The following is a 14,450-nucleotide window of genomic DNA, read 5'->3' as shown; positions in this document are numbered from 1 at the left end:
CATAAAGGCTAAGGAAATTTTTCCTCCTTAGGTCGGAAAAATAATGAATTTATGTGTCTTAATATTTAGAGACAACAATAATGTGTATTTTAACCGTAGGTTTTACTTTTAGGCGTAGCCTTTGGGGTTAATGTTATGGTTAATACTCTAATAACACTTATTCATTAAACACCACGACCTTTGGCCAAAAAATGATGAACAAAATATTTTAGATTATAAAGTTTAAGTTCAAAGATTTTTCCCAGCATAGCGTAGAAAAATTATCCATAGCTTTTTCCAACGGAAAACCCATCACCTTTGACCAGCAAAGCGCCTGTCAAACCCTTCACCTCGCGTTAGCGACCCTTCGCTTTTTCACCGCGAAGCATAGGTGAAAACCCTTCACCCGTACTTCGCAATTTCTAACTATTAAGTTCTAAACCAATTTTATCTTGCCACTGGAATAAATCCAATCTTCTTTTGCATTTTTCTTAGAGTTTTATTTGCAACATAACTTGCCTTTTCTGCTCCTGCCTTGTAAATCTTCTCTAAATATTCCTTGTCCTCCAATAGTTTCTTTACCTTGTTTTGTATTGGTTCAAGTTCATTCACAATTGCAATTCCAACATCTTCTTTAAATTTTGCATACCCTTGACCTTCATATTTTTTTTCTATATCTTCAAAGGTTTCTCCTGTTAATGTATTCAAAATTGTCATCAAATTTTTAACTCCAGGTTGTTCATCTGAATATTTTACTATTCCAAGGCTATCAGTTACTGCCCTAGATATTTTCTTTTTGATAACTTCTGGTGGATCCATTAACAAAATATAACTATTAGGATTATCCGATGATTTTGACATCTTTTTAAGTGGTTCTTGAAGATCCATAATCTTCGAACCTTCTTTAGGTATATATGGGTCTGGAATTTTGAAAGTAGGACTGTAGGCATTGTTGAATCTTTCTGCTATGTTTCTAGCTAATTCTAAATGTTGCTTTTGGTCTAATCCTACTGGAACTAAGTCCGTTTGATACAAAAGTATATCTGCTGCCATAAGTACTGGATAATTTAAAAGTCCTGCGCTTATTGAGGTACTATTTCCATATTTGCTCGACTTATCTTTGTATTGAGTCATTCTACTTAACTCACCTACATATGAATTACAAGTTAAAAGCCAAGATGCTTCTGAATGTGCAGACACATGTGATTGTATAAACATTGTGTTTTTTTCAGGATCAATTCCTGCTGCTATGTAAATTGCAAGTATTTCTAATGTTCTTCTTCTTAAATCTTTTGGCTCCTGTTTTACAGTTATGGCATGTAAATCAACAACACAATAGTAGCAATCATATTCATCCTGCAACTTCACCCAATTTTTTAAGGCGCCTAAATAATTGCCTATTGTTAAATTCCCCGAAGGTTGTATTCCACTAAATATAACTTTTTTACTTTGTTCTTCCATATTTCTTCCCTCCAAAACATTTTAAATAAAATAACAAAGCCCTAAACAAAATCAAACAACTTTGTTTAGGGCGAAAATACACGCGGTACCACCTAAATTTTAGAAAACTAAGTTTTCTCTCAAATAAAGATATATAAATATCCTGTTCCTATAACGTGGAACTAACGTTTAGAAATACTAATTTTCTTTCTAAATCTCAGAAATCCATTCAATTTAAACATCACTACTGAATCACACCATATACAGCTCTCTTAAAGTATGTTTTTAAATCTACTTACATTTCCTCATCAATCTCAAATCTTATTAGGTATATACTTAATATATTATTCTATTTGTTTTTTGTCAATAAGATATATTAACATATCTTATTTTTTCCACAATCCATGAAGATTACAATATTCTCTAACTGATATTATATCTTCGTCTATTTTAAATGTAGCTTGAGGTTTGTCATTTGGTGTCAAATGCTTTCTATAAACTTTAGTTTCTGTTATTACTTCAATCCATTGTATATAGTGTTCTTCTGTCATTGGATGTTCCACTTCTCCAACTTTTACAAATACTTCATCGCCATTTTTTTCAACTACAGGAACATGCTTTTCAACAGCTGCATCTTTAGAATTTTCTTTAACTAATTCCATTGGTTTTCCACAGCAAACTAGTGTTCCACCAGCTTTGCCTACAACTTCAACAATATTGCCGCATATTGAGCATTTATAAATTTGTTTTAATTCTGTCATCTTATATCCCTCCACTATATTAAATAATTCTATTATCTGATTTATTCCATTATAGCACTAATTACATATAAATTAAATATTCTGACAAATTATTTAATTATAACTTCCTGTTTCTTTGGAATACTATATATTAAAGTAAAATTTTTATTGCTTTTTAATTTATTTTATGAGAGGAGAATCTACTTATGTCTAAAAAAATACCGTATTTACCAAAAGAAAGAGGTTATATGGATCAAAAGCAAAAAAAGATTAAAGCTTATTCTAAAAGTGATTATACAGAACTTCCTGACCCCGTTAGAGATCCTATTGTATGCAACAATATTGCATGGCAGGAGTTTGATTATACACATGATGATTTAAATGATGATTTAAATGATGATCCAGATGATAAGACACCAAAAAAATAATTTTTACTTTTAATATGATTGCTAGTGGTAAGCACTACTAAAAAAAGTTGATTTACTTATGTTCCAGCACCTAAATGGTGCTGGATTTTTTTATATATAATCTACTATCTCACCTTCAAGATGATAAAACAATTGGTTAAATTGTCACTTCAACTAAATGTTCACCATCCTTTAAAAATGGTATCAAATCAGTTTTCAATTGTTTTCCATCTAAAGTTACGCCTTTTTCACTTCCTCTTTCAACTTTAATCTTATATTTACATTTTTCATGTGTGTAATACATTTCATATTCGTTCCAGTCTTCTGGTACACATGGATGTATTTCAAAACCTTTTCCACCTGAAAGTTTAAGTCCTAAAATCCCCTCAATTCCAACTCTATACATCCAACCTGCTGTGCCTGTATACCAAGTCCAACCGCCTCTTCCCATGTTAGATTCTTCAGCATATACATCAGCAGCCATAACATAAGGTTCTACTTTATATGTTTTGGTTTCTTCCATAGTTTTAGTATGATTTATAGGGTTTATCATGTTAAACAATTTCCATGCCTTGTTACTCTCATGCAGTTTAGCCATAGCAAGAATAACCCATGTTGCTGCATGCGTGTATTGCCCTCCATTTTCTCTTACTCCTGGAATATATCCTTTAATATATCCTGGTTCAAGCTTAGAATTGTTAAAAGGAGGTGATAGCAATAACACCATTTTTTTATCTTCTTTAACAAGATACTTTTCTAGAGATTTCATTGCAATTTTAGCACGACTAACGTTACCTGCTTTTGATATTACAGCCCATGATTGTGCTAATGAATCTATTTTACACTCATCATTTTTTGAAGATCCAAGTGGTGTTCCATCATCAAAATATGCTCTTCTGTACCAATTTCCGTCCCAAGCATTTTTTTCTATGTTTTCACTTACAAAGTCACTTAATTCGGAATACCTTTGGCTTCTGTATTCATCCTCCTTATATTTGCAAATATCCTTAAAATCTTTAAGAATACTATATAAGAACCATCCAAGCCAAACACTTTCACCTTTGCCTTTATTTCCAACCGTGCTCATTCCATCATTCCAATCTCCGCTTCCCATTAATGGAATATTGTGAACCCCAAATTTTAATCCTTTTTCAAGTGCCTTTATACAATGTTCATATATGCTTCCAAATTTATCAGATTTTTTTGCCACGTTATATCTTTCATCTTCCCCTTCTTTAAGAGGTTCATCTTCAATATAAGAAACTTCTTCTTCTAAAATGCTGTAATCCCCTGTGTTTTTTATATAATCACTAACTACATAAGGTAACCACAATAAATCATCTGAAAATCTTGTTCTTATACCACTATCTACTACAGGGTGCCACCAATGTTGAACATCACCTTCAATAAACTGTCTAGATGCATTTATAAGTATTTGCTCTCTTGTCATTTCTGGTTTTATAAAGCATAGTGGCATTACATCTTGAAGTTGATCTCTGAAACCATAAGCTCCTCCAGATTGATAGAAAGCACTTCTTGCCCATAACCTGCATGCTATAGCTTGATACATTAACTGTCCATTTAGCATTATATCCATAGTTTCATCTGGCGTCTTAACTTTTATTTTTCCAAGCATTTCTTTCCAATATTCTCTTGTTTTTTCAAGTTCATTTGTTATTTTATGCTCATTAGAATATTTACCTAATACTTTTTCAATTTCTTCAATGCTTTCCCCTTCTCCTAAAATAATATTTATTATTTTTTCCTCATTTTCTAGAAGAACTATCTTTGCATTTTCTACCATACATGGATCTAATCCAGCTCCAATATTATTAGAAAGAGCTTTTTTATCCATTGCAATTGGTTTTTCTATGCTTCCTCCTCTTCCAATAAATTCCTTTCTATCACCCGAAAAACTTTCCTCATTACCACCTTGTATTTTAAGATATGCAAATACACGGCCAAAATTTGAATTATAAGGGTTATTTGCATATATAAATTTATTATCTTCATCAATATAAGTTACTATATGATTAACTGTTTCTCTTGGAACAACACCTAAAACAAGTTGACTATAATAGGTTAGAGATATATTTCTTTTTGTATTAGAAATATTTTTAAGCTTAACTCTAATAATCTTTACATTATCATTCATTGGAACAAACATTGTCATATCGCCTATTATACCCTTTGCCATATGTCTAAATGTAGAATAACCCTTTCCATGCTCTATAATATATTCTCCATCGTCCCTAATTGGTTTTGGTGATATACTCCAAATTTCCGCAGTATCTTCGTCTCTAATATATAGTGCTTCACCTAATCTGTCAGTAACATAATCATTTGACCAAGGTGTTAGTTTGTTTTCTCTACTATTTTTACACCACGTATACGCACTACCAAGTTCAGAAACATGAAATCCAAAGTTTTTATTTGAAATTACATTAACCCATGGTGCTGGCGTATTTTGTTTATCTTTTAACCTAATTACATAATCGTCTGATCCAATATCAAAACCACCATAACCATTGTAATATTTAAGTTTTCTTTGTGGAAATTTAAAATCTTTTACCTCATAATTTATTTTTTTAGGCTCTAACATAGGCATATTGTTTTTAAGTTTTATACTACTTTTAACTTGACTAACTAAAAGACCTTTAGCTGAATCAATAACAAGCCTAGCAATTGCCAAAATCAAATTTCTATCTTCTTCATTCATAGTTGCTTTACCATATAAGAAAACCCCACCAGATTTATTTTCTTTATCTCTTGAGTGTCCAGAAGCAATTACTTCACGTAAACTATTACTTAAATCCTGAAGATAGCTACTTTCCTCCATATTCATTATTAATAAATCAACTTTTAATCCTTTCATTGCCCAATATTCATGTGCATTTAATAATTGTCTAACCAGACCTAGATCAGCTTCACTACGTACTAATAATAAAACTATTGGTAAGTCTCCAGAAATCCCATAAGCCCATAATGCATTCTGAGATTTCTCTATGGATTTAATATACTCTGCTCTCTCTCTAACCATAGTATTTAAAAATAATATTTTTGAAGCCATTAATTGATATAGATTTGCTTGATTAGGTTTAATTCCTAAATATTTTAACTCAACCTGGCTTTCACTCCATGACATACTGAATACTCTTCTAACATTTTGGACTTCACTATATCTTTGTGCCATGCTAATAGCATCCTCTTTTGATTCACAAATAGAACTTATATAACAAATCTTGCAACTATGACCCGGCTTTATTTTCACCTTTCGTCTTATAGATATTACTGGGTCTATTACATCTCCAACTACATTTTTAAGTTCTGTGTCTTCCCCAATTGCTATTGGATATGTCAGATTACAACCCCTACCTATAAAATTTATCCTACTAGTTTCATACTGCACATCACCAATTACTTCACCATCAGTAACCATAGTTTGCATAATCCAAGGTTTACTCTGATTTTTAGCCCTAGGTCTCCTATTTGCTAAAATACACATTGGATTTTCTATAAATTCAGTTCTAATAAACAGGTTACTAAATGCGGGATGAACCTCATCTGCATTCATAGGAGCTAAAGTTATCTCTGAATAGCTGGTAATTTCAATTATTCTCTCATCTTTACCTTTATTTTTTAGTGTAATTGTTCTTACCTCTGTATTGTCTTCACTTGATACAGAAATTTCTGTATGTGTTTCAATATCATAATCTTTTCTTTTAAACTCAACTTTATCTAGTGCAAATATTGCTTCATAGTCTTCACCAGCATTTTTAGTTGGCTCATAGGTTGCACTCCAAACTTTATTTTTGCTTATATCTTTAATGTAAAAGAACATTCCTGTATCATCAAGAGTAACATCTTCTCTCCATCTATATACAGTCATATCGTTTAATTTTCCATAACCACTACCACTGGCTGAAATCATAACTGAATAATTGCCATTTGAAAGCAAGTGTGTTTCAGGAACTTCACCATTTGGATTGTTATAATGTCTAACAATAAAATTAGCTCTTTCATCTCGAGCCTGTGCAACTTCAAATGATTGTTCTCTATCATAAGTAACTCTCTTTGGAATTCTCTCCTGTAACAATAATTCTGTTGCTTTAACCTTTGGTATGTTATGGAATCTATTTTGGAGTATAAAACTATTCAATACGTTATCCAGTGCCATAAGAGACATGCCTTGATGATGAACCATAAAACATTTTACTAATACATTTTTTACACCCTTTGGCATCCTGTCCTTCGTATAGTCAATAGCTTCATATAACCCATATCTTCCTTCTAAACCATTATGAATTATCTTTTTCAAATTATTAAGTGCATTTCCTAAATCCTTCTGCATAGCCAAAATAGTTGAATATGGAGATATAACCAGCTCATCTATAAGCCCTCTTTTTAGCCCTATTCCAGGTACTCCAAAAGCTTTATATTGATAATTTGCAGCGACATCATAGCTATAAAAAGCAGATTCTGAAATTCCCCAAATTGGAATGTATCTTTTTTTTGCATATTTCCTCTGTCCATTAACCACACTTTTATATGTTTCATCTAAAAGTGTATCTGGATAATCCCTCATAATTAGTAGTGGCATAAAATATTCAAACATAGTACCGCTCCATGAAACAAGACCTTTTCCTTTACCCATATATGTCATAGCCCTACCAAGTTTAAACCAATGTGTTTGTTCTACCTCTCCACTAGCAATAGCTATAAAGCTTGCTTGCCTTGATTCTGAAGCAAGTAAATCATAATAACAATTACTTAGACTCCCTTTATCTACATCATATCCAATAGAAAACAATTGTCTACCTTTATCAAATACAATCTTAAAATCTGTATCATCTGACATTTTGCTTATTCTTAATTTAAGATTGTTCATATTATCAATAATTCGATTTACTTCTGATTTACTCTTAGTCAGTAAATCTTTTAAATTATTTAACCAAGTTATATTTTCATTAAAGGCATCGTCACTAATTCTTATTGTATTAATAATCATGTCAATTTCTTGTGGTATATCTTTAAATGGTATCTTATACGCTAAATCTTTTATTTTCTCTGCCTTACCGATTATCATTTCAGCTCTATTAGAAGCAATGTCAGCCCATGGAAAAATCTTTTCAAGTTCCTCAATTCTCTTTTCAAGTTGATGTTTTGCCTTTGAATTCCAATAAAGTAGTGCATTAGTACTATTATTTTTGATCTTATCACATTGCTCTTTTACTTCACTTAGGTTGTTTTTCAATTCTTCTGCATCTAATTTTGAGGCTTCAATTTGAGTAATTGCATCATTATAATAGTTTTTAACGGACAATTCCTTTTCGATTTCTTCATTTGCAATTCTTAAAACATCACAAATTCCTTCTCTATATGTACCACTTATAAGTGGTTTATTCATATAATCATCCAAAGTTTCTGATGCAAGCCAAAAATACCCTACTAAATTTCCACTATCAACAGTGGAAATGTATTTGGGATTCAATGGTATTTTACTTTTGGTATCATACCAATTATAAAAATGCCCGTTACATTTCTCCAGTGATTCCATACTTGTAATTATTTTATCCATTCTCCACATAAATTCATCTATTGTTATATATCCAAGATCATATCCAACGATATTCGAGGTTATCCCCATACCCATATTAGTAGGTGATGTTCTATGTGCTACTCCCTTGGGTGGATCCTCTTGATAATTATCAGGTGCTAAGAAATTATCTTCATCATTGACAAAGTCTTCAAAATACGCAAAGGTTTTTCTACTTATTCTCCTAATCAAATTTCTATCTTCATCCGATAATTTAATCATTGATGGTTTCTTATCTTTACTTATTAAAAATGCTATAACCGGACTAAAAAACCATAATATACATGATGGTGCCATAACTATTGCAACTGTATTTCCTCTAATTATTGCTAAAATTTCTATTAGAAACGCGATAAGACTACCCTGCCACATGAAAATTATATAATCTTTTAACTTGGTTAGTCTATTTTCTTCTGCATCTTCAGCAGTTTGCCATTGAAGTAAATTTTTTTTACTAATTGATATTCTATAAATAGTTCTAAATACTGCATCTATCATTAATGCTGTATTAAAAGTCAACAAGCTAAAAATTAAAAATATCTGTACAATTAAATTTTTATTATTTGCCATTTTTCCAGATATGCTTATGCCTCTAATTGGAGATATAACTACTTCCGATACATCGAATAGCCATGGAAATATTAGTGATATAAACGCTAAACTAATCCATTTTTCAAAACCATCTGGAACAACTGTAAGTGATAATATCATTAATAATATTATTGACGGTGCTAATAAACTCCTTCGCAAATTATCTATCATCTTTAACTTTGAAAGTCTATTTAATCCAGAATTTCTAAATATATATGGTAGTAATTGCCAATCTCCTCTTACCCATCTATGTAACCTCTTACAACTTGCATCATAATAGGCAGGATACCCGTCAATTAATTCTACATCTGAAATCAAAGCACATCTAGCATAAGACCCTTCTAAAAGATCATGGCTTAATACAGTATTGTCTTTAATTTTTCCTTCTATTGTGCTTTCAAATGCGTCTATATCATATATACCTTTTCCAGTATAAATTCCTTCACCAAACAAATCCTGATATACATCTGATATAGCCATGCTATAGGTATCTATTCCAGTTTCACCTGAGAATATTTTTGAATATAGTGTTTTGTTAGAACTAACAGTACTTATACTAACTCTTGGTTGCATAATACCGTAGCCCCTGGATATTTTACTTTCTTTTAACTGTGCCCTATTAAGTACGTGATCCATTGCTCCTATAAGTTTTTTAGCTGTATCCCTTGGAAGCTGCGTATCAGCATCCAACGTTATAACATATTTTACATCTTGAAGTTTTTTTACATTTCCACTTAACACATTATAACTCGTGTTTTCATTCCCTCTGAGCAAGGAATTAAATTCCATTAACTTTCCACGTTTTCTTTCCCATCCAAACCACATCTTTTGTTTATTATTATAAGTTCTATACCTATTAAAAAAGTAGAATATTTCTTCCCCTTGGTCTTTATATTTCTCATTAAGTTCTTTAATATGATTTAAAGCTATGTTGTTTATATTCTCGTCATTTGGTGATTCATTTTCATTTTTGCTATCTTTAAAATCTCCTAAAAGTGCAAAATATAAATTTTTTTCTTTGTTAGCAAGATAATATATTTCTAGTTCATCTATAATTTTATTTGCCCTCTCTGGATTGTTTAAAATTGCTGGAACAACTACAATAGCTTTACACCCATCTGGAATTCCATCCTGTAACTCCATTTTAGGAATAAACCTATTATTTATAAGATGGTTAACGCTCCAATTTAAAACCGAATTAATAATTTCACTACATGGCAAAATAACTACAAAGCCAGCTAAAATATATTTCCAGATTACAATATCATAATCGTTTGCAAGGCTCATACTTATAATAAATGCCATCAATGCTGCCGTTCCCAACATATTACAAGATACATACCAAAAAAAATTATGATTTTTAAAAGGCTTAGTTAATAAATGTATTCCTTTTTCTCTATATTTTATTTTTTTCTTAAGACAAGTAATCCCATCATCTACAATATAATACCCAACATGTTTTTCACATTCATATTTAAAATTCTTTCCTACTTCTTTTGCACATTCAATAGCCATTTTAGCTACATAAACTTCTGAAAGTTTCATATATCTAGCTAATTTTTCAATATTATATCTGTAATAATCTCTTGATGCAAAATCCATATTTTCATATATTTTTACTGGATCTTCTCTTAATATTTTCTCTACGTAACTTAACTTTTCAAAACATTGTCTCCAGTTTAAAGCTTCAACCTCTCTTATGGAGTTAATACAATTTCCCATTAAAATTTTTAATCTAGCTTGCAGCTTGTGTTCAAGTATAATTACATTCTCTGAATTACTTGAAACAACATCTAATTTATTGTCTATCCATTCATATATTTTTTTGTTATCTACACCATTATCTCTTAGTATTTTTAAAATTCTCTCACTAAAATGAGGCGTGAATTTTATATCTTCTGATAAAATCTTTTTTAATTCTTCATCATCTGTTCCATTATTTACAGCGTCTATAAGCTTATCTCCAATTATATCTGCTCTACGTTTTTCACTTTGAACTTCAATAATTTTTTCTGTAATATCGCTTATACTTTTAATTAACGCTGCTCTTAACATTTTAGGAAGTACCCAAAGTTCATTATTGTTCAATACAAAATGTTTTTGATATTCTTCAATAAAATTTATGATTTTATCTTCATCTATCTTATTCTCGGCTTCACATGTTATCTCAAAACAAATATGATATATTCTCGGATAACCCTTGTAATTTCCATTTTTTACAACAGGCAACTTTTTATAATAATCATCTGATATATTATTTTTTATGTCTTTATACTCTTTTTCTATTAGATATATATTATCCATCAGCCATTCCGCAACTGGTATTACTTCTCTTTTATGCTTTATTTCACCGTCAATATATTCATAGCCTCTTAAAATAGTATTAAAACTATTGTCTAGACTTTTTTTTATTTTTCTTTTACTGTTTCCTTTTGTAATATTTTCATGATAATCAGATATGTGTGTAGCATGGTTTAGGAAATCCTCATTAGACATATGTAACCATCCTCTCAATAAATATTAATAACAACAATTAGCTTAAATTAGTATTACCCAATTTAAAATATTTACTCATAGATAGGAAGATTACATATTATGAAATTCTATAAATTCAATTCATTTTCAATAAGTTGTTCAAAAGTTTGTCTTTTACAAGTTAGTTTTGCATTACCATTAGAAACAAAAACTACTGCTGCTTTTGGTATCTTATTATAATTGCTAGCCATAGAATATCCATATGCTCCAGTGCTTGCAACAGCTAAAATATCTCCACTTTCAGCTTCAGTAATATTCACATCTGTAAGCAGAATGTCCCCTGATTCACAGCACTTTCCTGCTATTGTTACTTTTTCGTATGAAGTCTCATTTATTTTATTTGCAATAGCACATTCATACTCTGCACTGTAAAGAGAAGGTCTAATATTATCTGTCATTCCACCATCAACTGATACATACTTTCTAACTTCTGGTATATTTTTTATTGACCCGATAGTATATAATGTAGTTCCCGCATTCCCTATTATTGATCTTCCTGGTTCAATTATTAAACTAGGCAAGTTTATCTCTAATTCCTTTGCTTTTGATTCTGCTCTTTTTAAAATCACGTTACAAAAATCCTCTATTTTTTTAGGCTCATCTCCCTCTTTGTAGAAGATACCAAATCCCCCTCCAAGATCAAGTTCCTTTACTTCATAACCAACAATTCCCTTTATGTCCTTTATTAGCTTAAGCATTACATCCACCTCATCTTCATAAGGCTTAATCTCAAAAATCTGTGAACCTATATGTGCATGTAAGCCTGCTAATTCTATATTAGGTAATTGTATTGCTTTTTTTACCACATTAATCACATAATCATTTACAATAGTAAATCCAAATTTTGAATCTATTTGACCGGTCTTTATATATTCATGTGTATGTGCTTCAATCCCTGGTGTAACTCTTATAAATATTTTTTGAATCACATTATTTTCTTTTGCTATTTGATTTATCTTCTCTATTTCATAAAAATTATCTACGACAAATCTTCCAACCTTAAGTTCTATTCCCATTTTAATTTCTTCAATGGTTTTGTTATTTCCATGAAATAATACCTTATCCATAGGAAACCCACTCTTATATGCTGTAAAGAGTTCTCCACCAGATACTACATCAAGATTTAATCCTTCTTCATTTATAAGCTCACACATGGCAATAGTTAAAAATGCCTTTCCTGCATATGCCACTTTATTAATTCCTTCATTTCCAACAAAGGTTTTGTAATATTTCCTACATTTTTCTCTTGTTAGCTCCTCATCTATAACATAAAGTGGTGTTCCAAAATTATTGCGTAAATTTGAAGTACTTACGCCTCCTATATAAAGTTCATCATTTTTTATATCCATTGTTCCTAAAAGTTTCATCTAAACACCTCTCCCTAAAATTTATAATTTAAAGATTAAATTTATTTGCAATAAGATTAATTGCTTTACCCTTATCTTCTTGTTTTATTGCACAAGTAATTCTTATTTCAGAAGTAGTTATAAGTTTTACATCTATATTATTATCACTAAAAATTTTAAACATTTTTGCTGCCACTCCTGAAGTTGTTTTCATCCCTATGCCAACTACAGAGAATTTAGTTATATCTTTATCTATAAAAATATTTTTTTCTTCTGTGAACTGCTTTATTATAGACATACATTCATAAGTATCATCTTTAGGTATTGTAAATGAAACATTTACCTTTCCATCTATAGGTGCAGTTTGACTTATCATATCAATATTTATCTTTCTACTTCCTATAACTTCAAAAATATTTGATAAAATATTTATATTTTGTTCTATTCCTTTTATTGTAACGGCTATATCCTCATCACTTGTTGCTAGTCCTGTTACTGGTTTGCTTTCCATATTCATATTATTTACCTCCCTGATAACTGTTCCTTCTATTTCTGAACAACTTAATCCAACATATATAGGAACTCCATATTTTTGTCCAAGTTCTATTGATCTTGAATGCATAACCTGTGCCCCAAGACTAGCAAGCTCCAGCATCTCTTCATAATCAATTTCTTTTAACTTTTTAGCATCACTATATTTTCTTGGGTCTGTACTATATATTCCATCTACATCAGTGTATATTTCACAAATTCCATCTAATTTAACAGCTATAGCAACAGCTGTAGTATCAGAGCCACCTCTTCCTAATGTAGTAATATCTCCAATTTCATTAATACCTTGAAATCCTGCTATAATAACTATTTTATCTTCTTTTAGACTTTTATTTATTTTTTCTACTTCTAAATCCTCAATTAATGATTTGCCATATTGTCCACTAGTTTTCATTCCTATTTGATAGGCCGTGTAACTAATAGCTTCATATCCCATATCTTTTATTGCCATAGCAAGAAGTGCAGAAGAAATCATTTCTCCTGTAGATAAAAGCGCATCCAACTCTCTTTTATCTGGTTTTTTTGAAATTCCATTAGCTAATGATATTAAATCATCTGTAGTATCTCCCATGGCAGAAACAACTACAACCATTTTATGTCCTTTTTTCTGTCTTTTAATTACTGTTTCTGCTACTTTCTTGATTTTTTCTGTAGTAGCAACTGAACTGCCACCATACTTTTGTACAATTACTGACATGATTTTTAGGCCTCCTAATTCCATTAAGAAGTATTTTATTACACCTATAAGATTTGATGATTATGAAATCCAAAAAACAATAAAAATAAACCGTCAAAGGAACACCTTTGCCGATTTATAATATTAATCCGCAAATTTGTGTACCTTGTAGCTCTCCACTTTTATTAGTGACAGCTTTACATATATTCTATGTAAAGCCAGAATCCAAACTCGTCAGCTTGTTTCCTTCGGCTGAAATTCCTTTTTTTATTCATCTTAACTTACCAGCTACGAATAAATACTCATAATTTCAGCACCTCTACCCTAGGTGAACAAAATCTTATTAAATTGTTTTTTATTTTATCACATATGAATTAATATAGCAATACTCTTAATAATTATTTATGAAATAACTAATATCAATTGACATCAATAATTATATTATATAAGATTGTATTAACTTAAATTCTGATATTTTATGCACACAAGTGTATAATCTTGAACTCAATAATTACTATTTCAATTCATAATATAAAGAAATTGCGAAGTAACTGGTTAAAGATTTTTACTCTACTGCGTGAGTAAAAA

Annotated in this window: 6 protein-coding genes, 1 riboswitch and 1 other annotated feature; of the genes, 1 reads left to right on the top strand and 5 read right to left on the bottom strand. The window is 30.4% G+C overall.

Features of this window, described 5'->3' with window-relative positions:
* Window positions 1–426: 426 nt before the first annotated feature.
* Both trpS and B8978_RS18595 read right to left on the bottom strand, forming a co-directional pair.
* Window positions 427–1,440, bottom strand: a complete 1,014-nt coding sequence (trpS, locus tag B8978_RS18600; protein ID WP_084117784.1) for a tryptophan--tRNA ligase — start codon at window positions 1,438–1,440, stop codon at window positions 427–429.
* Window positions 1,441–1,503: 63 nt separating this feature from the next.
* Window positions 1,504–1,737: a binding site (T-box leader), on the bottom strand.
* Window positions 1,738–1,805: 68 nt separating this feature from the next.
* Window positions 1,806–2,180: a desulfoferrodoxin gene (locus B8978_RS18595; RefSeq protein WP_084117783.1), complete on the bottom strand. Its 375-nt coding sequence runs from the start codon at window positions 2,178–2,180 to the stop codon at window positions 1,806–1,808.
* 185 nt (window positions 2,181–2,365) lie between these two features.
* Here B8978_RS18595 and B8978_RS18590 point away from each other — a divergent pair, with 185 nt between their 5' ends.
* Window positions 2,366–2,587, top strand: a complete 222-nt coding sequence (locus B8978_RS18590; RefSeq protein ID WP_084117782.1) for a hypothetical protein — start codon at window positions 2,366–2,368, stop codon at window positions 2,585–2,587.
* Between the two features lie 136 nt (window positions 2,588–2,723).
* Here B8978_RS18590 and B8978_RS18585 read toward each other — a convergent pair whose 3' ends face one another.
* The 3 genes from B8978_RS18585 to B8978_RS18575 form a co-directional block, all read right to left on the bottom strand.
* Complete coding sequence (locus B8978_RS18585; RefSeq protein ID WP_084117781.1) at window positions 2,724–11,249, bottom strand: glycoside hydrolase family 94 protein; 8,526 nt, start codon at window positions 11,247–11,249, stop codon at window positions 2,724–2,726.
* Window positions 11,250–11,356: 107 nt separating this feature from the next.
* On the bottom strand, window positions 11,357–12,655 hold the full coding sequence (lysA, locus tag B8978_RS18580) for a diaminopimelate decarboxylase (protein ID WP_084117780.1): 1,299 nt from the start codon (window positions 12,653–12,655) through the stop codon (window positions 11,357–11,359).
* Window positions 12,656–12,683: 28 nt separating this feature from the next.
* Entirely contained in the window at window positions 12,684–13,883 is a 1,200-nt protein-coding gene (locus B8978_RS18575; RefSeq protein ID WP_084117779.1) for an aspartate kinase, read from the bottom strand.
* A 140-nt stretch (window positions 13,884–14,023) separates the two neighbouring features.
* A riboswitch (Lysine riboswitch) is annotated at window positions 14,024–14,192 on the bottom strand.
* Window positions 14,193–14,450: the final 258 nt, after the last annotated feature.

The organism is Clostridium acidisoli DSM 12555, assembly GCF_900176305.1.
GTDB classification, from domain to species: Bacteria; Bacillota; Clostridia; order Clostridiales; family Clostridiaceae; genus Clostridium_I; species Clostridium_I acidisoli.
Note: the sequence above shows the minus strand (reverse complement) of the source record. Positions and strands in the feature narration are given on the sequence as shown.

Excerpts from the sequence above, each read along its gene's own strand:
- trpS (WP_084117784.1), bottom strand. The coding sequence starts at position 1,440 with ATGGAAGAACAAAGTAAAAAAGTTATATTTAGTGGAATACAACCTTCG.
- B8978_RS18595 (WP_084117783.1), bottom strand. The coding sequence starts at position 2,180 with ATGACAGAATTAAAACAAATTTATAAATGCTCAATATGCGGCAATATT.
- B8978_RS18590 (WP_084117782.1), top strand. The coding sequence starts at position 2,366 with ATGTCTAAAAAAATACCGTATTTACCAAAAGAAAGAGGTTATATGGAT.
- B8978_RS18585 (WP_084117781.1), bottom strand. The coding sequence starts at position 11,249 with ATGTCTAATGAGGATTTCCTAAACCATGCTACACACATATCTGATTAT.
- lysA (WP_084117780.1), bottom strand. The coding sequence starts at position 12,655 with ATGAAACTTTTAGGAACAATGGATATAAAAAATGATGAACTTTATATA.
- B8978_RS18575 (WP_084117779.1), bottom strand. The coding sequence starts at position 13,883 with ATGTCAGTAATTGTACAAAAGTATGGTGGCAGTTCAGTTGCTACTACA.